Annotated in this window: 17 protein-coding genes; 8 read left to right on the forward strand and 9 right to left on the reverse strand. The window is 67.4% G+C overall.

The genetic code is table 11. The features are described from left to right. From AC5RUF_RS15075 to AC5RUF_RS15085, 3 genes are all read left to right on the forward strand, one after another. On the forward strand, positions 1 to 290 hold a 290-nt coding region (locus AC5RUF_RS15075; RefSeq protein ID WP_494131130.1), incomplete at its 5' end, for a response regulator transcription factor. Positions 291 to 401: 111 nt separating this feature from the next. Beyond that, entirely contained in the window at positions 402 to 1283 is an 882-nt protein-coding gene (locus AC5RUF_RS15080) for an ABC transporter ATP-binding protein (protein ID WP_494131131.1), read from the forward strand. Further along, on the forward strand, positions 1280 to 2500 hold the full coding sequence (locus tag AC5RUF_RS15085; protein WP_493998726.1) for an ABC transporter permease: 1221 nt from the start codon (positions 1280 to 1282) through the stop codon (positions 2498 to 2500). Before AC5RUF_RS15080 ends, AC5RUF_RS15085 begins: the two co-directional genes overlap by 4 nt. 2 nt (positions 2501 to 2502) lie before the next feature. Here the strand turns inward: AC5RUF_RS15085 and malQ are convergent, their stop codons facing one another. Next, complete coding sequence (gene malQ, locus AC5RUF_RS15090) at positions 2503 to 4680, reverse strand: 4-alpha-glucanotransferase (RefSeq protein ID WP_494131132.1); 2178 nt, start codon at positions 4678 to 4680, stop codon at positions 2503 to 2505. A gap of 69 nt (positions 4681 to 4749) precedes the next feature. Beyond that, positions 4750 to 5082 (reverse strand): DUF6221 family protein, encoded by a 333-nt coding sequence (locus AC5RUF_RS15095; protein WP_493998530.1) that lies wholly within the window; start codon positions 5080 to 5082, stop codon positions 4750 to 4752. Between the two features lie 113 nt (positions 5083 to 5195). Here AC5RUF_RS15095 and AC5RUF_RS15100 point away from each other — a divergent pair, with 113 nt between their 5' ends. Next, positions 5196 to 5435, forward strand: a complete 240-nt coding sequence (locus AC5RUF_RS15100; protein ID WP_493998531.1) for a hypothetical protein — start codon at positions 5196 to 5198, stop codon at positions 5433 to 5435. 30 nt (positions 5436 to 5465) lie between these two features. On the opposite strand, the gene AC5RUF_RS15105 is transcribed toward AC5RUF_RS15100, so the two are convergent. Continuing rightward, positions 5466 to 6230, reverse strand: coding sequence for an SDR family NAD(P)-dependent oxidoreductase (locus AC5RUF_RS15105; RefSeq protein WP_494131133.1), 765 nt, complete (start codon positions 6228 to 6230; stop codon positions 5466 to 5468). A gap of 182 nt (positions 6231 to 6412) precedes the next feature. Further along, positions 6413 to 9871: a proline dehydrogenase family protein gene (locus AC5RUF_RS15110; RefSeq protein WP_494131134.1), complete on the reverse strand. Its 3459-nt coding sequence runs from the start codon at positions 9869 to 9871 to the stop codon at positions 6413 to 6415. 140 nt (positions 9872 to 10011) lie between these two features. On the opposite strand from AC5RUF_RS15110, the gene AC5RUF_RS15115 reads away from it, so the two are divergent. Next, positions 10012 to 10911: a LysR substrate-binding domain-containing protein gene (locus AC5RUF_RS15115; RefSeq protein ID WP_494131135.1), complete on the forward strand. Its 900-nt coding sequence runs from the start codon at positions 10012 to 10014 to the stop codon at positions 10909 to 10911. 203 nt (positions 10912 to 11114) lie between these two features. Next, the gene (locus AC5RUF_RS15120; RefSeq protein WP_493997878.1) at positions 11115 to 11522 is read left to right on the forward strand and encodes a hypothetical protein; all 408 of its coding nucleotides are present in this window, start codon (positions 11115 to 11117) and stop codon (positions 11520 to 11522) included. A gap of 6 nt (positions 11523 to 11528) precedes the next feature. On the opposite strand, the gene AC5RUF_RS15125 is transcribed toward AC5RUF_RS15120, so the two are convergent. From AC5RUF_RS15125 to AC5RUF_RS15145, 5 genes are all read right to left on the reverse strand, one after another. Then, the gene (locus tag AC5RUF_RS15125; RefSeq protein ID WP_494131136.1) at positions 11529 to 12005 is read right to left on the reverse strand and encodes a hypothetical protein; all 477 of its coding nucleotides are present in this window, start codon (positions 12003 to 12005) and stop codon (positions 11529 to 11531) included. A 985-nt stretch (positions 12006 to 12990) separates the two neighbouring features. Continuing rightward, entirely contained in the window at positions 12991 to 13998 is a 1008-nt protein-coding gene (locus AC5RUF_RS15130; protein WP_493997737.1) for a YsnF/AvaK domain-containing protein, read from the reverse strand. A 247-nt stretch (positions 13999 to 14245) separates the two neighbouring features. Continuing rightward, positions 14246 to 15958: a long-chain-fatty-acid--CoA ligase gene (locus AC5RUF_RS15135; RefSeq protein WP_494131137.1), complete on the reverse strand. Its 1713-nt coding sequence runs from the start codon at positions 15956 to 15958 to the stop codon at positions 14246 to 14248. 184 nt (positions 15959 to 16142) lie between these two features. Next, positions 16143 to 17099 carry an ATP-grasp domain-containing protein gene (locus AC5RUF_RS15140; RefSeq protein ID WP_493997739.1) on the reverse strand — a complete coding sequence of 319 codons (957 nt, stop codon included), beginning with the start codon at positions 17097 to 17099 and terminating at the stop codon, positions 16143 to 16145. A 196-nt stretch (positions 17100 to 17295) separates the two neighbouring features. After that, the gene (locus AC5RUF_RS15145) at positions 17296 to 18048 is read right to left on the reverse strand and encodes an SDR family NAD(P)-dependent oxidoreductase (protein ID WP_494131138.1); all 753 of its coding nucleotides are present in this window, start codon (positions 18046 to 18048) and stop codon (positions 17296 to 17298) included. Positions 18049 to 18171: 123 nt separating this feature from the next. On the opposite strand from AC5RUF_RS15145, the gene AC5RUF_RS15150 reads away from it, so the two are divergent. Further along, on the forward strand, positions 18172 to 18879 hold the full coding sequence (locus AC5RUF_RS15150; protein ID WP_494131139.1) for a phosphoribosyltransferase: 708 nt from the start codon (positions 18172 to 18174) through the stop codon (positions 18877 to 18879). A gap of 148 nt (positions 18880 to 19027) precedes the next feature. Then, the gene (locus AC5RUF_RS15155) at positions 19028 to 19621 is read left to right on the forward strand and encodes an HdeD family acid-resistance protein (RefSeq protein WP_493999054.1); all 594 of its coding nucleotides are present in this window, start codon (positions 19028 to 19030) and stop codon (positions 19619 to 19621) included. Positions 19622 to 19704 lie beyond the last annotated feature (83 nt).

Genomic DNA, 19704 nt, shown 5'->3' on the forward strand with positions numbered 1-19704 from the left:
CCGCCGGTACAGCAACGCCGGCCGGGAAGCAGCCGCCGTCGCCGGCCGCCGCCGCGCAGCAGAAGCTGCTGGCCTCGCTGACCGCCCGTGAGCGTGAGGTGCTGGTGAATGTGGCCGCGGGGCAGTCCAATGCGGAGATCGCCGCCGGAATGTTCGTGGCCGAGGCCACGGTCAAGACGCACGTGTCCAACCTGCTGGCCAAGATCCAGGTCCGGGACCGGGTGCAGGCCGTGGTCTTTGCCTACGAATCCGGCCTCATCCTTGCGGGGGACAAACCCGCCGCCGGATAACCGGCACGGATTTCCGCCGGACGGCCGATCCTCTCCCCCTCCCGTCTTGTCTAAGCTCGGAAACAGTAGAAATCCACCGAGCCCGGTCCGCCGGGAAAAGGAGCAGCCGCCATGCTGCAGGTCCGCAACCTCACCCGGCGTTTCGGGGAGAAAACGGCAGTCGACAACGTCACCTTCGACATTCCCTCCGGCCAGATGACCGGCTTCGTCGGTGCCAACGGCGCCGGAAAAACCACCACCATGCGCATGATCATGGGCGTACTGACCGCCACGTCCGGCGAGGTGCTGCTGGACGGCGAACCCCTGACCGCGCAGATGCGGGCCCGGTTCGGGTACATGCCCGAAGAGCGCGGCCTGTACCCGAAGCAGCCGATCATTGAGCAGCTGGTCTACCTGGGCCAGCTGCACCGGATGACCCAGTCCGCCGCACGCCGCGAAGCCATGGACCTGCTTGAACGGTTCAACCTCGCGGACCGCGGTAAGGACAAGCTGGAGTCCCTCTCCCTGGGCAACCAGCAGCGCGTGCAGATTGCCGCGTCGCTCCTGCACCGGCCCACCGTGCTGATCCTGGACGAGCCGTTCTCCGGCCTGGATCCGATTGCCGTGGATTCCATGGTGGAACTGCTGCGAGAGCGCACTTCCGCCGGCGTCCCGGTGCTGTTCTCCAGCCACCAGCTGGACCTGGTGGACCGGCTCTGCGACAACCTGGTGGTCCTGCAGCAGGGACGGCTGATGGCCGCCGGCTCCGGTGACGAGCTGCGGGCCGCCGTGCCGCGCCGCCACCGGATCACGGTCTCCCCCGACGCCGGCTGGCTGCGCGAGCAGGCCGGCCTGACCGTCATCGACGTCGCCGGGCCCACCGCCCTGGTGGAGTTTGACGACGAAACCGGCGCCCAGCGCGTCCTCTCCGCCGCCGTTGCCCGCGGCTCGGTGCAGGAATTCACCCCCATCCGCCCCTCCCTGAGCGACATCTACCGTGAGGTCACAGCATGAGCACTGCAACCCGCACTCCAGAGAAAACGCAGCCTGAGACGGGCAGCACCACCCCCGCCTGGGCGATCGTGACGCTGCGCGAGGTCATGGTCAAAATGCGGGACCGGACCTACCTGTTGTCCACCGTGGTCACCATGCTGCTGATCGCGGGCAGCGTCCTGTTCAGCGGCTACATGTCCTCCCGCGCTTCCGACCACACCGTGGCGGTGGCGGACTCCACCGCGGCGGAGATCGTTGCCGGCGCGGATTCCATCGGCCAGGAGGACGACGGAAACACGTCCTTCGACGCCGTGACCGCAGATTCCTCCGACGCCGCCCTGCAACTGGTCCGGGATGAGGAAGCCGACGCCGCCCTGCTGCGCGGGGACGACGGAACCTGGACGCTCACCGGCAGGGAGGAAATCGACTCCTCCCTGCGCGGCCCGCTGTCCGATGCCCTGAGCAGCTACGTCATCAGCGCCAACGCCGCCGCCGCAGGCACCACTGCCGAGCAGCTGACCGCCGGCAGCGAACTCAAGGAAACCCTGCTGGAAGGCGACAGCGAAAACGCCGGCCTGGCCTCCGCCGTCGGCTTTATCTTCAGCTTCCTCTTCTACATGGCGACCATTATTTTCGGCATGGCCATTGCCACGTCCGTCCTGGAGGAAAAGCAGAACCGGGTGGTGGAAATCCTGGCCACCGCCATTCCCATCCGCCAGCTGCTCTACGGCAAGGTGGCCGGAAACACCGTGCTTGCCATTGTCCAGCTGGCGCTGTACGGCGGGGCTGCGCTGGTGGCCATGAACGTCACCGGCTCGGCGGAAATGCTGGGCTTCATCATCCCCGTGTCGGGCTGGTTCCTGGTCTTCTTCCTGGTCGGTTTCCTCATCCTGGCCGCCGGCTGGGCCATGCTCGGCTCCATGGCCAGCCGCAGCGAGGACCTCAACAGCAGCTCCACTCCGGTCATGGCCGTGATCTTCGCGGCGCTGTTCGCGGGAATCTTCGCCAAGGGCCAGCTGCTGGTGCTCGCGTCCTTCGTCCCCGTAGTGTCCTCGGTGGCCATGCCCATCCGGATGCTGAGCACCGAGGTGCCGCTGTGGCAGACGCTCCTGTCCCTGGCCCTGGCGCTGGCGGCGGCATACGGCCTGCTGGTCTTCTCGGCCCGGATCTACCGCCGCGCCGTAATGCAGAGCGGCGGCGCGCTGACCCTGCGCAAGGCCATGAAGCTGGAGCAGTAGGGCTAGATTCCCTTCTGCATCAGCGCGGCCAGGGACCGGAACCGTTCATTCTCCGGCAGGTCGTCGAGCAGCACCGCCTTCCCGTCGGGACCGCTGAGGGGTATCCGCCAGTTCGGATACTCATCGGCGGTCCCCGGCTGGTTCTGGGTCTTTTTCTCCCCCACCAGATCCGCCAGCGCCACCCCCAGCAGCACCGAGGGGGTCTGCAGGATGAACCCGTGCAGTGCCTCCACCGCCTGCCGGGCCGCGTCCCCCTCCAGCTGTCCTGCCACCTGGCCGGGCGCCGGCTCCGGCAGCAGCCCGCGCCGGCGCAGTGCCTCCAGCACCGCTTCCTGCGCTTCTCTGTCGGCGGCCCGTTCCTCCTCCACCGGACGGTTCAGCAGGCCCAGCTCTTCGCGCAGGTTCACGTGTTCGCCGGCCAGGTAGCCGGCGGTGGGCGGCAGGTCGTGGGTGTTCACGCTCGTCAGGGCGCCCACCCGGTACTCTTCCGGGGCGCGCGGGCCGTCGTCGGTCTGCTCGAACCACAGGATGGAGGTGCCCAGGACCCCGCGCTCGGCCAGGTAGTCCTGCACCCACGGTTCGAACACGCCCAGGTCCTCGCCGATGACGACGGCGCCGGCGCGCTGGGCTTCCAACGCCAGGATGCCGATCAACGCTTCGTGGTCGTAGTAGACGTAGGCGCCCTCTGCGGGCGACGCGGCGTCCTGCGGGATCCACCACAGCCGGAACAGGCCCAGGATGTGGTCCACCCGGATGCCGCCGGCGTGCCGCAGGATGGTGCGGATCATGTCCCGGTACGCGGCGTAGCCGGATTCGGCCAGGCGCCGGGGATGCCACGGCGGCTGGCTCCAGTCCTGGCCCTGCTGGTTGAACATGTCCGGCGGGGCGCCCACGGAAATCCCGGAGGTCAGCACATCCCGCAGCATCCAGGCATCGGCACCGGCCGGGTGCACCCCCACGGCCAGGTCATGGATAACGCCAATGCCCATGCCCGCCTTCCGTGCTGCCCGCTGGACCGCTTCGAGCTGTTCGTCGCAGATCCACTGCAGCCATTTGAAGAAGCCGATCCGCTCCTGCAGCCGGGGCAGCTGCGCCAGCACGTAGTCGCTTTCTGGACCGTCCGCTTCGGCCCATTCCGGCGCGCCGGGTTTGAGTTCCTCGGCCAGCGCGCACCAGCGGGCAAAGCTCTCCAGCCCCTGCCCGGCGTCGGCCGTGAACGCCTCGAACTGGCGCTGCCGACCCGGACTGCGCCCCACCCGGTAGACATCCTCCAGCACCTTCAGCTTCGCCGCATAACTGGAATCGCGGTCCAGTTCCGCGGCAGAGGTGTTGGCCGGATACAGGCTGCGGGCGGCTTCTTCAGCGGCCTGCCGCTGCACGTCACCCAGATAGGCGTATTCCGGGACCGCCTCCACCCGGATGTACAGCGGGTTGAAGAACCGCCGGGTGGTGGGCAGGTACGGGGACGGTTCGATCGGGGGCACGGGCTCGGCCGCGTGCAGCGGGTTGATCAGGACAAATCCGGCGTCATAGTCCGCGCCGGCAACGGCGGCGAGGTCCGCCAGGTCCGTCAGGTCGCCGATGCCCCAGGAACGGGACGAGCGCACGGAATACAGCTGCGCCTGTACGCCCCAGGCCCGGTCTGCGAGCAGCGCGTCGGCCGTGCCCAGCCGGTCCGGGGTGACCACCAGCACTGCCTCGGCCCGGTGATCTCCGCTCTCGAGCACGAGCCGGTGCCAGCCGAGTGCCATCCCCTCGGGCAGCGGCAGGAGGGTACGGGCCATCCGGGTGCCCCGGATCTCCGCTTCCTCCTCAGACTCCTGCGGCCAGTCAAGTTCCTGGTCCGTGCCGTCCTCCAGGCGGATCCGCACAGTGGCGGAGGCACCGGCCGGCAGATGGACCGGAATGGTGCCGGGGGCGCCCTGCCGGACGACGGCGGTGGGCGGGAGCGGCCGCTGCCACACGGCGTCGGCGGAGTCCGCCAGCGACTGCTGAAGCTCTTCATCCGTGGCGGTGGCCAGTCCCATGGCCGCGAGGACCCGCCGCAGTGTGGCGTCCGAAACCTGTTTCTCGGATCCGTCCCACCCCTTGAAGGTGGTGGCTACGTTATGGACGGCCGCAAGCCGGCGGAGCAGGTCGCCGTCGTCCGGCACGGAATGATCAGTAGGCTTTGCACTCATGCCACCAATCTATTGCCCAAACGAGCCGGATGCATCCGAGCGGCACGCGGGCGCCAGTTTCCGGATCCGCTAGGGGCGTTCCTGCGTCAGCCGCCAGCCGTCCTGGAAATCCGGGTGGTCCTCATGCACGGCTGCAAGGGCGGAAAGGGCCAGCCGGGTCCATTCCAGCTCTTCGCGGAAGCGTGGATCATCCTCATCCTCCACATCCAGGACCATGCGGGAGAGGGCATGCCGGCGTGCCCCGCCGATGATCTCGATGAGCATCAGCTTGGTTTCGCATTCCTTCAGCAGCCGCTCTTCATACCAGCGGTCGGAGAGGGAAACGTTCGAGGAGGCGAGGAGTTTGCGGGCTTCGGAGATGTCTTCCTGGAAGCGTTGGACCAGGAAATCCACGATATCCATGGCCGAATCTTACCCGCGCTCCTGTCCCGGTTGTCAGGGTTCCATGCGTGATCGGGAATATTTTATGCATATGCGTGCGTTGGCATAAATATCAACGCAACAGGAGGCGCCTTTTGTCGGTAGCTAATGCCCAACCCCCCGTAACGACGGCGCGCGCCAAGCGCGTGCGCAGCATCCGTTCCCTTCGCCGTGGAGACACCGTGGAAGCCCGCAGCGGCGGGGAAACCTATTTTCACGGCCAGGTCCAGGAGACTGCTCCCGGGCTGTTCACGGTCTGGATCCGCGATGAGGCCACCGGCCAGCGGACCGCGGTCAGCATGGATGATTTCACGCTCTGGAAAGTGGCCGCATAGCGGTCTTCCGTGAGCCTGCACCATGCCGGCTCAGCGGTCGATCAGGGCCCCCGCGCTGATATTCAGTGTTGCAGCGGTCATGCTGCGCGCACGGTCGGACGCGGCAAACGCCGCGGTATTGCCGACGTCGTCCAGGGTGGCGGCGCGGCCCAGCATGGTGGCGTTGGTGATGGCGTCGGCGATTTCGCCGGCGCCTTCCATGTTTTCCGGCAGGGTTTCCGGAATGCCGCCGGTCCGCAGGGTCAGGACCCGGATTCCGTAGGGACCCAGCTCGCTGCTGAGCTGCAGCCGCATGGATTCCATCGCCTCGAACGCCGTCTGCAACCCGCCCAGGTACAGCCCGGGCGCCGGATCGCCGGACCCGCCGAACACCAGGATGACCCCGGAGCGCTGCTGCATCATGTGCCGGGCAGCGGCCTGTGCGGTGATGAAGAACGTCTGCACCGCCGTGGACACCGGGCGCAGGTAATCCGCCACGGACATTTCCGCCATCGGGGTGCCCTGCACGTCCCCGTGCTGGATGACGTTCAGGGAGATGTCCAGGCTTCCGGCCGCGGCAGCCACGTGGTCGGCATGCTGATTAACTGCCCGCTCGTTCGTGGCATCCACCAGAGCGGTTTCCGCCACTCCCCCGGCGTCCCGGATCCCTTTCGCTACGGCCTCCAGCCGTTCCGCCGTCCGTCCGGCCAGGAACACGCGTGAGCCCTCCCGGGCGAAGGCCCGCGCCACCGCGCCGCCGATCGATCCGCCTCCACCGTAAATGACGGCGTTCTTGCCCATAAGCAGTGGCTCCATGCTTGCCTCCCCGGCTACGCAGCCATCATGACCGCCCCGTACCGGGGAAGCAATGCTTCAGCGCTGCCCGGATGGCGCCGGGCCGGTGCCGGCGGGGAACCAAAACGCCGGGTGGAAAGCCGCAGCGGTAAGTGCTGCTGGCTTCCACCCGGCGTCGTGGCTCCGGAGGCGGTGGAGGATGCCTAGATCAGCGCATCCGAAAGGTGGTTCGGCGTGCCGAAACGGTGCGCCGTGATACTGACGGCCTGCTCGTGCAGGAACGGCAGCATTTCCAGTCGGCCGGATTCAGTGACGGGCTGGGCGTAGATTGCCACATCGGGGGTGCCGCCGGTGGCGTCGGCCAGGGCCGGCACGGAACCGCCGATAAGCCGGACCCGGCCCGACGTCAGCGCGGCGCCCGAAGCCAGCCAGGCGGCGTCGTTCTCCACCGTGAACTGAATGCCGAGCTCGGCCAGGACGGCGCGCACACCGGCGGGCAGGTCCACCGCGGCGGACACGGTCACGGCCGACCCGGCGGTGAGACCGGCCGCCAGGACCCGGACCAGGGCGCTGGCAGGCTGTCCCTCGGAGAGCCGGACCGTCACCGGAACCGGCACGTAGCGGAACACGTTGCGTTCGGCGGACAGCGCGGAGACGTCCTTGGCGGCGCCGAACTCTGTGGCCCAGGCATCAGCGTCGCTGCGGGCCGCACGGCGGAGGAACGCGGCGTCGTCCGGGCCGAAGACGGACCCGGCCGTTTCCGCCGCGGACACCAGCCGGGCCGCAGGGGCTTCGGCAGGCAGTTCCGGAGCGCCGGTGCCGGCCACGGGCTCCCAGTTGCCCAGTCCCACGAGGTAGTTCGGGCCGCCGGCCTTGGTGCCTGCACCGACGGCGGATTTCTTCCAGCCGCCGAAGGGCTGGCGGCGGACAATTGCGCCGGTGATGCCGCGGTTCACGTACAGGTTGCCGGCCTGGATGCGGTTCAGCCAGACATCCATTTCGGCCGGATCCAGCGAGTGCAGGCCGGCGGTGAGGCCGTAGTCAATGTCGTTGGCCATGTCGATGGCCTCTTCCAGCGTCTCCGCCGTCATCACGCCCAGGATCGGGCCGAAGTACTCGGTGAGGTGGTACTCGGAGCCGCGGCGCACGCCGGTGCGGATGCCCGGGCTCCACAGCCGTCCGCTGTCATCGAGCTGTTCGGGCTGCAGCAGCCAGGCCTCACCGGCACCGAGCTCAGTCAGGCCCTTCAGCAGTTTGCCCGCTGCCGGTTCAATGACCGGACCCATCTGCGTGGTGGGGTCCTCGGGGTAACCGACCTTCAGCGACTGCACCGCGTCCACCAGCTGGTTCCGGAAGCGCGGCGACTTCGCCACGGAGCCGACCAGGATCACCAGCGAGGCGGCCGAGCATTTCTGCCCGGCATGTCCGAAGGCGGACGCGGCGACGTCGCGGGCCGCCAGGTCAAAGTCCGCACTCGGGGTGACAATCACCGTGTTCTTACCCGAGGTCTCGGCCAGCAGCGGCAGATCGGGGCGGAAGGAGCGGAACAGCTCAGCGGTCTCATAGCCGCCGGTGAGGATCACGCGGTCCACGGCGGGGTTGGAAATCAGCTGGCGGCCCAGTTCCTGCTCGCCCAGCTGCACCATCTGCAGCACGTCGCGGGGCACACCGGCCTCCCAGAGAGCTTCCACCATGACCGCGCCGCAGCGGGCGGACTGGCGGGCGGGCTTGATGACGACGGCGGACCCGGCTGCCAGGGCTGCGAGGGTGGAGCCGGCGGGGATGGCCACCGGGAAGTTCCACGGCGGGGTGACCACGGTCAGGCGGGAGGGCACAAAGCGGGCGCCGTCCACGGCATCGAGTTCGCGGGCAAGCTCGGCGTAGTAGTGCGCGAAGTCGATCGCTTCGGAGACCTCGGGGTCCGACTGGTCCAGGGTCTTGCCGGTCTCGGCCGCCATGACCTCCATCAGGTCGGCGCGGCGGGCTTCGAGGACCTCGCCGGCGCGGTGCAGCACTTCGGCGCGTTCCGCACCGCTGAGGGCACCCCAGGCCTTGCCTTCGGTGACCGCGGTGTTGATGACCGTTTCCAGCTCGGCTTCGGTGCCGACGGCGGCGGCAGCCACGGCGGCCTTGCCCAGGTCCGAGCCGGGCACCCGGGAAAGGATGGCCCGGCCCCAGGCCTGGTTGGCCGGCAGCGACGGGTCACTGTCCGGGGTGTTGTCGAAGCTGTCTGTGGCGGCGGCCGCGGCGGGCAGGTTGCGGTCCTGCACCCGGTGCGGGGCCGGCACGGAGGTATCCAGGTTCTCCACCGAGGCCAGGAAGCGCAGCTTCTCCCGCTCGAACAGGGCCTCGTTGTCCGCCAGTTCGAAGACGGCGGACATGAAGTTCTCCGAGCTGGCGCCTTCCTCAAGGCGGCGGATCAGGTAGGCGATGGCGACGTCGAACTCGGCCGGGTGCACCACCGGGGTGTAGAGCAGCAGGCTGCCGACGTCGCGGCGCACCACTTCGGCCTGGCCGGCGGCCATGCCCAGCAGCATTTCGAACTCGATCCCGTCCCGGACACCGCGTTCACCGGCCAGCAGCCAGGCGAACGCGACGTCGAACAGGTTGTGCCCGGCCACGCCGATGCGCACGTTGCGGATGCGCTCCGGGTGCAGGGCATAGTTGATGACGCGCTTGTAGTTGGTGTCGCTGTCCGCCTTGCTGTGCCAGGTGGCCAGCGGCCAGCCGTGCAGGGAAGCTTCCACCTGTTCCATCGGCAGGTTGGCACCCTTGACCACGCGCACCTTGATGGCCGCGCCGCCGTCGGCCCGGCGGGCGGCGGCGAACTCCTGCAGCCGCATCATGGCCGAGAGCGCGTCGGGCAGGTAGGCCTGCAGCACGATGCCGGCTTCCAGGTCCTTGAACTCCGGGTTGGAGAGGATGCCGGTGAAGACCGCCATGGTCATCTCCAGGTCCTTGTACTCCTCCATGTCCAGGTTGATGAACTTCTTCACCGGTGACTGCGCGGCACGGCGGAAGAGCGGGGTCAGGGATTCGATAACGTGCTGGACGGCCTCGTTGAAGGCCCACGGCGAATGCGGGGCCACAGTGGCGGAGACCTTGATGGAGACGTAGTCGACGTCGTCGCGGGCCAGGAGCGCGTGCGTGCCCTCGAGCCGGCGGGCTGCCTCGTGCTGTCCGAGAACTGCCTCGCCCAGCAGGTTCATGTTCAGGCGGATGTTGTCCTTGCGGATGCCGGCGATGGCCTTGCCCAGCTTGGCGTCGGTGGCGTCCACAATCAGGTGGCCGACCATCTCGCGCAGCACCTTGCGGGCGGCGGGAATCACCACCTGCGGCATCACCGGGCCCAGGATGCCGCCGGCACGGACCGCCGCGCGCATGTACCAGGGCAGGAAGCCGGGTACGCGGGGAGCCAGGGCGGCGAGGTTGCGGGCGGCTACGCGGATGTCTTCGGGGCGGACCACGCCGTCCACGAATCCGACAGTGAAACCAAGGCCGTCGGGGTCCTTCAGCACGCCTGCCAGTTGCGCCGCGGAGGCGTCCACGGGCACGGCCGCTGCCTCGGTAAGCCAGCGGCGGACAAGGTCTACGGACTGCTCTGCCAGCCCGGAATTGGGGACTGCATCGGCGGTGGCGCGGTCCTCAAAGGTATCGGTCATTTTCCTGGTGCTCTTTTCGTCTAACAAGTGGCTATCCCCCCGGGGTACTGACCAATCATCCGCTTGTAGTTCAATTAGATAAAGCGATCTTTTCCAACTGGTACTGGTCAGCTTTCCTGAACAATCGAAGGGTGTCCGCCATGCTTGATATCCGCCGGCTCCGGCTGCTTCGCGAGCTGAAGGTCCGGGGCACTCTGGCGTCCGTGGCGACGGCACTGAACTTCAGCCCGTCCTCGGTTTCCCAGCAACTGGCCCTGCTGGAAAAAGAGGTGGGGGTGGAGCTGCTCCGGAAGACCGGCCGCCGCGTCACGCTCACCCCGCAGGCCGAAATCCTGGTGGACCACGCGGCGCAGATACTGGACTCGATGGAACGGGCGGAGGCGGACCTGGCCGAGTCACTGACCACAGTCACAGGCACCGTACGGCTGGCGGTTTTCCAGTCCGCTGCCCTGGCCCTGATGCCCGACGCCCTGACCATCCTGGGCCGGGACTACCCCGAGGTGCGGATCGAGATGACCCAGCGGGAACCGGAAACCGCCCTCTATGAGACCTGGGCGCGGGATTTCGACCTGGTCATTGCCGAGCAGTACCCCGGACATGCCGCACCCCGGTATCCCGGCCTGGACCGGATGCAGCTCACCACCGATGCCATCCAGCTGGCGGTGCCGGAGGACCGGCTCGGCGGGGCGGATATCCGCTCCATCGCCGATACCGCTTCGCGTGCCTGGGTGATGGAACCCCGCGGCGCCGCCTCCCGGCACTGGGCCGAGCAGGCCTGCCGGCAGGCCGGGTTCGAACCGGACGTGCGGTATGAAACCGCTGACCTGCAGGCACAGATCCGGCTGATCGAGTCCGGCAACGCCGTCGGGCTGATGCCGGAGCTGGTGTGGACCGGCCGCCCGCCCACCGTCCGGCTGTTGGATCTGCCGGGCAAACCCCGCCGGACCATCTTCACCTCGGTCCGGGAAGCGGGCAGCCAGCGTCCGGCAATCCTGGCCTGCCGGGAGGTACTGGCCCGGACGGCGGAGCTGGTCGGCTAGGCGCTGGGGTTGCGGGGTTTCCCCTGCCGGGTCTTGAGGTTTTGCTGCCGGTTTGGGATTTTGCTGCCAGTTTGGGAATTCCCTCCGCTGCAAACCGGCAGGAATTTCCCATACCGGCAGCGTTTTCCCAAAGTGGCAGCATTTCCGGAGACTCCAGCGCAGGGCGGCCGGGATGCGCCAGCAGACGTGCAAGGATTCCATCCATGGACGCGGCATTTGTGAGGTACCAGGCGACAGAGCTCAGCCGCCGGGGAAACAGGGTGGGTGTTTTCGGGCTGGCCAACAGCCTGGCCGCAGAGGGAAAGCTGTCAGAGGAAGACCTTGAGTGGTGGGCCAGCGCCAACGCTTGGTACAACGCTGCCTATCCAAATCCGAGCGTGTCCGACCCCGCGGTGTACGACAGGGACCTTCACCCGCACGCGCAGGCCTGGTTTAAGAGCACGGCCGTTCATCTGCTGGCGCGGGTGCCCGGATACCTCGATCTCCTGACCCGGTACGGAGTCCAATGGGAGGAAGTCCGGTCAGCACATCCCGGGTCCGTCATTTATGAGGATGACGTCCAGGTAGTGGTGGACCCGCCAACCGGAACGCCGTCAAGACCTGGCATGTAGCCGGACTCAGCCCATTTCGTAGGGGGCGCACGTTGCTTGGAGGTCCGCAATGGTGCTTTGCCACGTAAACATATCGAAGCTCGACCCGGCAGTCTGGCTTTCGGCCGCAATGATGGCCGTGCCCAAGGACGAGATCAACTCATCCAACTGCACGTCCAGGCCCTCCGGCGCGGTGAGAGCGATGCTGCGGATCTGCTTCTCCACTGCGCGGGCACTTTCCGCCGGACCGTTGAATCCGTAGGTACCCTCATTGATTCGCACGAAATAGCTGGCCTGGGAAAGCACCCCTTTGTCCTCCGGCCCGAGGAGTTTGCGGCAGGACTGCTCCAGCGAATCCTTTGCCGACGCCGTCGGAGCGGCGGAAGGCGTGGGGGTAGCAGAAGCCGCTGCCGGTGCCGCGACGGGTTCGGTTTCCTCCGTTGCCGCACTGCAGCCGGTGACAAGCAGCAGGGCAAGCGCCGGAATGGCAGTAATTTTTCGCATAGGTTCCCCCGGGATCCGTGGACAGTTGCCCCACCCTAACCCAAAACCGCTGCGGCCGGGTTCCGGGCACCGCAGCACGACGAGCGGGCTGTTCTGACTCTGATACTCGCGCCCGTGGCGGAGTCACCCGACGTTATAGGGCGCGCAAGTGCTCTGGAGGTGGGCGAAGGCGGTTACCCAGGTATCGGGGTTGAAGGTCCAAGCGGAACCTGGCTTTTCAGCAATCAGTATGGTGTTCTCCAACGGCGAGGAAAACTCCCGCAGCAGCAGCTCCACGTCCGGCGTGGCGTCCGTCGCTATGTTTTGGACTTCTTCGTGCAGGGCACGGGCTGTCTCCGCGCTTCCTACGAAACCACTGGTTCCTCCATCGATTCTTACTAGGGAGTTCACTTCCCAGAGGGGTCCGTCGGCGTTGGTGCCGAGGAGCTTTCGGCACGTTTCCTCCACCGAGTCCCGGGCAACGTTTCCACTGGTTGCAGAAGGCCCGGCAGCGGCAGGCTCAGCAGTTGCGGACCGCTTAGCGGTTGCAGACGGCTTGGTGGTTGCAGTTTGCTCTGCGGCGGAGGGGCGAGCGGGCCCGGCCTCCTCTGCAGCGCAACCTGTGAGGAACAGCAGTGCCAAGGCCGAAACGGCGACAGTTTTTCTCATGGGTCCCCCCCGGAAATCGACAACAGTTGCCCCAACCTAGCACCTGCGTCGGACGGGCAGGCAGCTCTTTTAGTGTGTCTGTTGAGCGGCCGGACTTCGACAGCCCACCTATTGAGCAGTTAATGGGGTTATGGCCGCCCGATAGGCCCGTTATCTGCTCAACAGGCAGAGGTTCACCCCGCCCCCGTACTCAGTGGCGGCGGGCCGCCGGCAGCACCTCGGCGGGCGCAGCACCTCGCCGGGCACAGCACGACGCCGGGAACGGCGCCCCGCCCGGCACAGCAAAACGACGGGCCCCGGAAACCGGGACCCGCCGTCGTGCAGCGAAGTGGAAACCCTAGCGGCTGCCGCCCGAACCGGAGCCCGAGCTGCCACCCGAACCCGAACCGCCCGATCCGGAACCGCCGGAAGAACCGGAGGAGCCGCGGCGGATGTCGGAGTCGTTGACGTCCGTGTCGATCTGCTCCTTGCGGACCTCTTCGGAGACGCTTTCCGTGTCCGTGACCGTTTCGGTGTCCAGGCGCACCCGCTCCACTGGTTCGGTGTGCTTGGACACCACTGGCTCCTCCGCGTGCAGCGTCACCTCATGCTCGTCCTCGGTGAGCTCTGCACCGGACAGGGCATCGCCGGCGTTGGCGTCCGTAATGGGCTCGCGCTCAATCCGGACTTCCTCGTGGCTGACCGGCACCTGCTGGGTGACCGTCTCGGTGACGATGTATTTGCGCAGCCGCGCCCGGCCCACGGCACGGTTCTCGGTGCCCACGTTCAGGCGTTCCTCGGACCGGGTCATGGCATCGTCGATGTTGGAGCCGGACCGTGAATCGGATCCGGAGTGGGACGAGAGATCGGACGTTCCCGCACCGGTGGAGGTGCCGGCCGTGCGCTCATCCGATACCAGTCCGGCGTCGGCGTCCCTGCCGGTCATACCGCTGGAATTGCGGCCGGAGGTGGTGCCCCCGTCCGTCAGGGTGCCGCTGTCGGTGCTGAAGGTTTCCGTCTCGGTGATCGACTCGCTGGAGCCGTCGTCGTAGCTGAACCCGTAGTAACGGTAGAGGGTGACCTCTTCCTCGGGGCTGATGGAACCGTCGCTGTCGATGTGCGGCGCGTTCTTGACCTCTTCCTTGGAATAGGGCACCAAGACGTCAACGCCCTCGACCGTTGCCTCGCTCAGGGGGACGAACGTTTCCGAAGTGCCGAACAGCCCGGTATTGACCGTGACCCAAGCCGGCTCGTCGGTCTGGTCGTCCAGGTAGAACGTGCCGACGGAACCGATCCTGTCCCCGTTCGGCCCCATTACATTGCCCGAGCCGGTCATAAGTCCTTCGACCTGCTGATTTGTAATCATCTTGTTCTCCTCGCGACAGCGAACCCGCCGAGCCGGTTGGCCGGCGGTAATTCACCCCCGGCCGTGGAGGTCAACGTCGAGGCGTTTTCCGCCTGCGGCTCCGGGTGGCCGGTTGGTTGACTGGTGAGTGACCTGGCACACATACCAAGCCCACTTACAATTCCAGCCCCTGGCCCGGAGAACCGTCAATAGGTACCGGCAGCACGAGGTACGGGTGCGCCCCTGACAGGTGCGCACCCGCTACGGATTACGCGGGGAGCTTCTCCGACTGCAGCAGCGTGTCCCGCACCTGGCGGCGCAGCACCTTGCCCAGCATGGACTTGGGCAGCTCATCGATGGCGACAATCTTGCGCGGCACCTTGTACGGGGTGAGCCGTTCCCGGCAGTAGGCGCGCAGGGCTGCCTCATCCAGTTCGGCGCCTTCCTGCAGGACGACGGCGGCCACTACCTGCTCGCCGCCGTCGGCGCGGGGCAGACCCACCACGGCGGCATCGAGGATGTACTGCTGGGTGCGCAGCACTTCCTCCACCTCGGTGGGCGAAACGTTGAACCCGCCGGTGATGATCAGTTCCTTGCGGCGGTCCACCACCTTTACGAAGCCGTCTTCGTCCACGGTAACGACGTCGCCGGTGCGCAGCCAGCCGCCTTCCAGCAGCACCTCGGCGGTGCCCTCCGAGTTGTTCCAGTACCCGGCGAACACCTGCGGGCCGCGGATCAGGAGCTCGCCGGCAGTGCCGGGCTCGACGTCGTTTTCCGGAGCATCCGGGTCCACGACCCGCATCTCGGTGCTCGGGAACGGGACGCCGATGGTGCCGTTGCGGCGCGATTCGGCGAAGGGGTTGCCCAGGGCCACGGGCGAGGACTCGGTCAGGCCGTAGCCTTCCACCAGCAGGCCGCCGGAAACCTCTTCCCAGAGCTTCACGGTGGCGGCGGGCAGGGTCATGGCACCGGAAATGGCGTAGCGGATGGTGGACAGATCCACGCCGCGCTTCTTGGATTCGGTGGCGACCTTCTCGTAGATGGGCGGAACGGCGCAGAACACGGTTGGCTTGGACTTCTTCGCGGCGGTCATCACCAGGTCCACGTCGAACTTGGGGAACAGCACCAGGCGTGAGCCGGTGAGCACCGAGAACGTCAGGTAAAGGGTGAGGCCGAAGGCGTGGAACATTGGCAGCACGCCGTAGATGACTTCCTTGCCTTCCTGCGCGCCGTGCATCCAGGCCTTGCCCTGCAGCGCGTTGGAGCGCAGGTTGTAGTGCGTGAGCATCACGCCCTTGGGCACCCCGGTGGTGCCCGAGGTGTACTGGAGCGCCGCGAGGTCGGTGACCTGCGGGCGCGGGTGGTCCGCCGCCAGCGGTTTGGTGTCCAGCAGGTCTTCCCAGGACATGGTGTTCTCGGTCTTGGCGGTCAGGCCCTCCCGTGTGCGCCGGAGCGAGGGAACGGGAAGCGCCAGCGCGATCCGCTTCATGCGCGGCATGGCCTTGATGATGTTGACGGCCACGATGGTGTCCACGGCGACGTCGCCGGGGAAGTCCTGAACCTTTTCCGCCACTTTGTCCCACACGATGGCAACCTTGGCACCGTGGTTCTCGAACTGGTGGCGCAGCTCGCGCTCCGTATAAAGGGGGTTGTGGCCGACGACGACGGCGCCCAGCCGGAGCACGGCGTAAAACGCAATCAGGTACTGCGGGCAGTTGGGCAGGATGATGGCCACGCGGTGGCCCTTGCGCACGCCCAGCTTCCGCAGTCCCTCCGCGGCACGGTTGATCCGGTCCCCCAGGTCCTTGTAGCTGGTCTCGGCGCCGAAGAATTCAAGTGCCACCTTGCCGTCGAAGCGTTCAACGGCTTCTTCCATCATGGCGGTGAGGGATTCCGTGGGCAGCTCGATCTGCGCAGGAACACCGCTCTGATAGTTCTTCACCCACAGCGGTTCAGAGGCACTTTCAGCGGCAGCGGACATGGATATGCTCCTTAGATTGGCTAAAAATGACTATAGCGAGACCGCGCTTCTCCCGATAAATAAAGAGGTCCAAACCACGCAGGTTCCGAGCCGCTGCCGGGTGTGGAGGAGCAGTCCGCCCTCGGCGCAAAGAGGCGGACGCGATGACCAGCGGCGGGTGCGACCGCCAGCGCCGGCCGGAAAGTCAGCCCGCCAGGGAGGCCAGGTACCGGGCCAGGGCCCGAGGCGCGGACTGCGGGGCAACTGCCTCCACGGCCGCGTTGTAATTGGTATTGGTATTTACGTCGTAGGTCAGCAGCCGGCCGTCGGCGGCCTCGATGAACTCGATGCCGCACACCTCCAGCCCCGTACGCCGCGCGAACTCCAGGTATTTCCCGATCACCGGATGGTCAAAGTCCTCGCGCAGGCTGAACAGCTGGGTGTCGGCGTCCGGGGCAATGGTGGCGCCGGGCGGCATGATCGGCTTGCCGGTGGAGGGGTCGATGGCGCAGGCGTCGGCCGGGCACAGCTGGAAGCCGCCGCGGGCAGTATCGGCCCGGATGGCGTAGATGAATTCCCCGCCCACTATCTCGGCACGGGTGATGAACGGCTCGGCGGCCTGGATGTACTCCTGGACCAGGGTGATGCCGTCCGCCGGTTCCTCGAAGTCCGCGGAGGCAACGTAGTCCGCCAGCTCCCCGTGCGAGTCGAATTTCCGCACGCCCAGGCCCTTGCCGCCCTGGTTGTGCTTGAGGATGAAGGGGGTGCCGAATTCCTTGGCAGCGGCCAGGATCTGGTGCCGGCCGACGGCGGCCACGGTGCGCGGGGTATCAATGCCGGCGGCCCGCAGTGCGGTCAGCTGGTCCACCTTGCTCATTTCCAGTTCCAGGACCCTGCGGCCGTTCACCGTCCGGCGTCCGTGGGCTTCCAGCCAGGACAGCACCGCCCGGGCGTAGTCCTTGGACAGTCCGTGATCCCGGGTGTGTGAGGAGGCACTGATCCGCGACCAGAAAATCCCTTCCGGCGGCACCGCGTCCAGGTCCAGCACGCCGTCCGTCAGCAGCCATTCCTCCACATGCACGCCCTCGGCTTCGAAGGCGCGGGCAAAGGGCGGAAACCACTCGGGGTTCTCGTGCAGGGCATAAACAGTGGGGATGCTCATGGAACTCGCTTTCGCCGGGGCCGTGCAGCCACCCTAGGCCTGCCGCGGACCCGCCGCCAGCCTGCATGACGTCCTGCGACGCCGCCGTCGCGCGGTCACGGCGACCGCACCCGCCGGGGCGGGGACGCCGCCATATTGGACCCCGGCGTCGTGCCAGCCCCGGCGCCCCGCCGCCCAGGTCCCCGTCCGGACCCGGCTACCGCCCCCGGCCGGCGAGCCGGGCCACCAGCTCCTGCGGTGCCAGACCGCTCACCGCTGCGAGCGCCCGGTACCGCTTGGACGGGATGACAACACCCTTGCCGGCGAAGGCCGCCGCCAGCCCCTCCCGCACCACCCGGTCCGGCTGCAGCCACATCCAGCCGGGGTAAACGCTCTTGTCCATCTGCATCCGCTGGTGGAATTCGGTATGCACAAACCCGGGGCACACGGCCGTCACGGTGATGCCGCGGTCCTTGTAATAGATGTTGGCCCACCGGCTGAAGTTGATCACCCACGCCTTGGCAGCGCTGTAGGTGCCCCGTGGCAGGTATCCGGCCAGCGAGGCGACATTGATGATCTGCCCGCCGCCGTTCGCCGGCATGCTGTTCAGCGCGGCGTGGCTCAGTTTCAGCGGTGCGGTGACCAGCACATTGAGGTGGTCCGTTTCGTCCGCCAGGCTGTTGCGGGCAAAGTCGTTCTTCAGTCCGTAACCGGCGTTGTTCACCAGCACCCGCACATCCGGCTCCTGCACACGGGCGGCGACGGCGGCCACGCCGTCTTCGGTGGACAGGTCTGCGCCGATGTACTCGGTCTTGACGGAAAACTGCCGGGCCAGTTCCGCGGCGGAGGACTCCAGCCGTTCGGTATTCCGTCCCGTCAGCACCAGGTTGTAGCCCCGCTGGGCCAGTTGGCGGGCGAACTCGGCCCCGATTCCGGAGGTTGCTCCAGTGATTACTGCGGTCTGCGTCATACCGGCCACTTTGCTATGGGCCGGTCCCCTTTGGCAACGACGGGCACTTTACCCCCACTCGGTGCTCCGCCTAGCGTAAAAGGAACATTCCCCTCCGGAGATGCAGCTATGCCGGAAGCACCCATGCAGCAGCAGCCGGGTCCGTTCCCGGGCTGGCGGAACCGGGCCGAGGCCGGGCGGCAGCTTGCCGCCGCACTCGCCGGCTATGCCGGTACGCAGGATCTGCTGGTGCTGGGCCTGCCGCGCGGCGGGGTGCCGGTGGCTGCGGAAGTGGCGCGCGGCCTGCACGCTCCGCTGGATGTAGTGGTGGTGCGGAAGGTCGGCTACCCGCCGCAGCCCGAACTCGCAGCGGGGGCCGTCGCGGGCATCGCAGGCGTCACCAGCGTGGTGCACAACTCGGACGTGCTGGACTACTGGCGCCGCCGCGAACCGCAGGCCGGGCAGCTGTTCGCAGCCGCCGCGGACGCGCAGCTTGCAGAGGTGCGGCGGCGGGAGGAACTGTTCCGGCAGGGAGCACCGGCCCGGCCCATCGCGGGACACGCCGTGGTGCTGGTGGATGACGGTATCGCCACCGGGGCCACCATGCGCGCCGCCCTCGCCGCAGTCCGCCAGCTGCACCCGGCTTGGCTGGTGGCCGCCGCTCCGGTGGCGTGCGGCGGCGGCGCGGAACTGCGCATCTTCCCGGCCGACGACGTCGTGGTGCCTTGGGCGCGCAGCGGGCTGGACGCCGTCGGGCTGGCCTACCGCCATTTCCCGCAGACTGCCGACGCGGAGGTCCGGGAACTGCTGGAGCCGCACGGGACCGCCGAGAACGGGTTGCCGCCGGTGTAACCGCCCGCACGGGGTGCTGACCGCAAGTTGGGGCGGCACGGGGCCGATCCGGAACGGTTGGCTAGAGAAGCGGGCGAAGGGCGGCGGATACTGGGGAGGCCGGCACCTGCCGGAACCGCTTGGGGGATTCTCACGGGAGGTCTTGAGCATGACCACATCAGGCAGCGACTTCCGGCAAGACGGGTTCGCATTGGATGCACTCAACCTGGCCCGCTCCGCAGTGCGCGGGATCCGGCTCGGACTGGCAACCATCGGGGTGGTCTCGATAGTCCTCGGGCTGCTGATCCTGTTCTGGCCCGGGGCAACACTGGAGGTCCTGGCCGTCCTCTTTGGCCTCTATTTTGTGGTGGCCGGCGCCATCCGCATCCTGCTGGGTGTGTTCACCGGACTGGGTCCGGGGCTGAAGATCCTGAACATCCTGGTGGGACTGGCCCTGGTGGCCGTGGGGGTGATCGCGATGCGCAATCCCGCGGCCTCCCTGACCGCACTGGCCCTGGTGATCGGCATTGCATGGATCGTGGAAGGCGTCATGAGCCTGGCCGAGTCCGACCGCGGCGGCTCCCGCTGGTTCGCCATCGTGCTCGGAATCCTGGGCATCCTGGCCGGCATAGTGGTCCTGTTTATTCCGTTGGAATCCCTCGCGGTCCTGGTGATCTACGGCGGGATCTTCCTGGTGGTCCTGGGCATCATCCAGGTGGTCCGTGCGTTCACCTTCGGCCGCGGCATGCCCCGCAACGCCTGACCTTTCGGCTCGCTCCGCAACTCCGCTCCGCGGCAGGGGTGCGCCCCACGCCGTCGGCGGCGCCCCGGCCCACCCACCCCCCC

The organism is Arthrobacter sp. Y3224198 (assembly GCF_059090025.1).

Bases quoted from the DNA above. Each gene is read 5' to 3' on its own strand.
- AC5RUF_RS15080 (WP_494131131.1), top strand. From the start codon at position 402: ATGCTGCAGGTCCGCAACCTCACCCGGCGTTTCGGGGAGAAAACGGCA.
- AC5RUF_RS15085 (WP_493998726.1), top strand. From the start codon at position 1,280: ATGAGCACTGCAACCCGCACTCCAGAGAAAACGCAGCCTGAGACGGGC.
- malQ (WP_494131132.1), bottom strand. From the start codon at position 4,680: ATGAGTGCAAAGCCTACTGATCATTCCGTGCCGGACGACGGCGACCTG.
- AC5RUF_RS15095 (WP_493998530.1), bottom strand. From the start codon at position 5,082: ATGGATATCGTGGATTTCCTGGTCCAACGCTTCCAGGAAGACATCTCC.
- AC5RUF_RS15105 (WP_494131133.1), bottom strand. From the start codon at position 6,230: ATGGAGCCACTGCTTATGGGCAAGAACGCCGTCATTTACGGTGGAGGC.
- AC5RUF_RS15110 (WP_494131134.1), bottom strand. From the start codon at position 9,871: ATGACCGATACCTTTGAGGACCGCGCCACCGCCGATGCAGTCCCCAAT.
- AC5RUF_RS15115 (WP_494131135.1), top strand. From the start codon at position 10,012: ATGCTTGATATCCGCCGGCTCCGGCTGCTTCGCGAGCTGAAGGTCCGG.
- AC5RUF_RS15120 (WP_493997878.1), top strand. From the start codon at position 11,115: ATGGACGCGGCATTTGTGAGGTACCAGGCGACAGAGCTCAGCCGCCGG.
- AC5RUF_RS15125 (WP_494131136.1), bottom strand. From the start codon at position 12,005: ATGCGAAAAATTACTGCCATTCCGGCGCTTGCCCTGCTGCTTGTCACC.
- AC5RUF_RS15130 (WP_493997737.1), bottom strand. From the start codon at position 13,998: ATGATTACAAATCAGCAGGTCGAAGGACTTATGACCGGCTCGGGCAAT.
- AC5RUF_RS15135 (WP_494131137.1), bottom strand. From the start codon at position 15,958: ATGTCCGCTGCCGCTGAAAGTGCCTCTGAACCGCTGTGGGTGAAGAAC.
- AC5RUF_RS15140 (WP_493997739.1), bottom strand. From the start codon at position 17,099: ATGAGCATCCCCACTGTTTATGCCCTGCACGAGAACCCCGAGTGGTTT.
- AC5RUF_RS15145 (WP_494131138.1), bottom strand. From the start codon at position 18,048: ATGACGCAGACCGCAGTAATCACTGGAGCAACCTCCGGAATCGGGGCC.
- AC5RUF_RS15150 (WP_494131139.1), top strand. From the start codon at position 18,172: ATGCAGCAGCAGCCGGGTCCGTTCCCGGGCTGGCGGAACCGGGCCGAG.
- AC5RUF_RS15155 (WP_493999054.1), top strand. From the start codon at position 19,028: ATGACCACATCAGGCAGCGACTTCCGGCAAGACGGGTTCGCATTGGAT.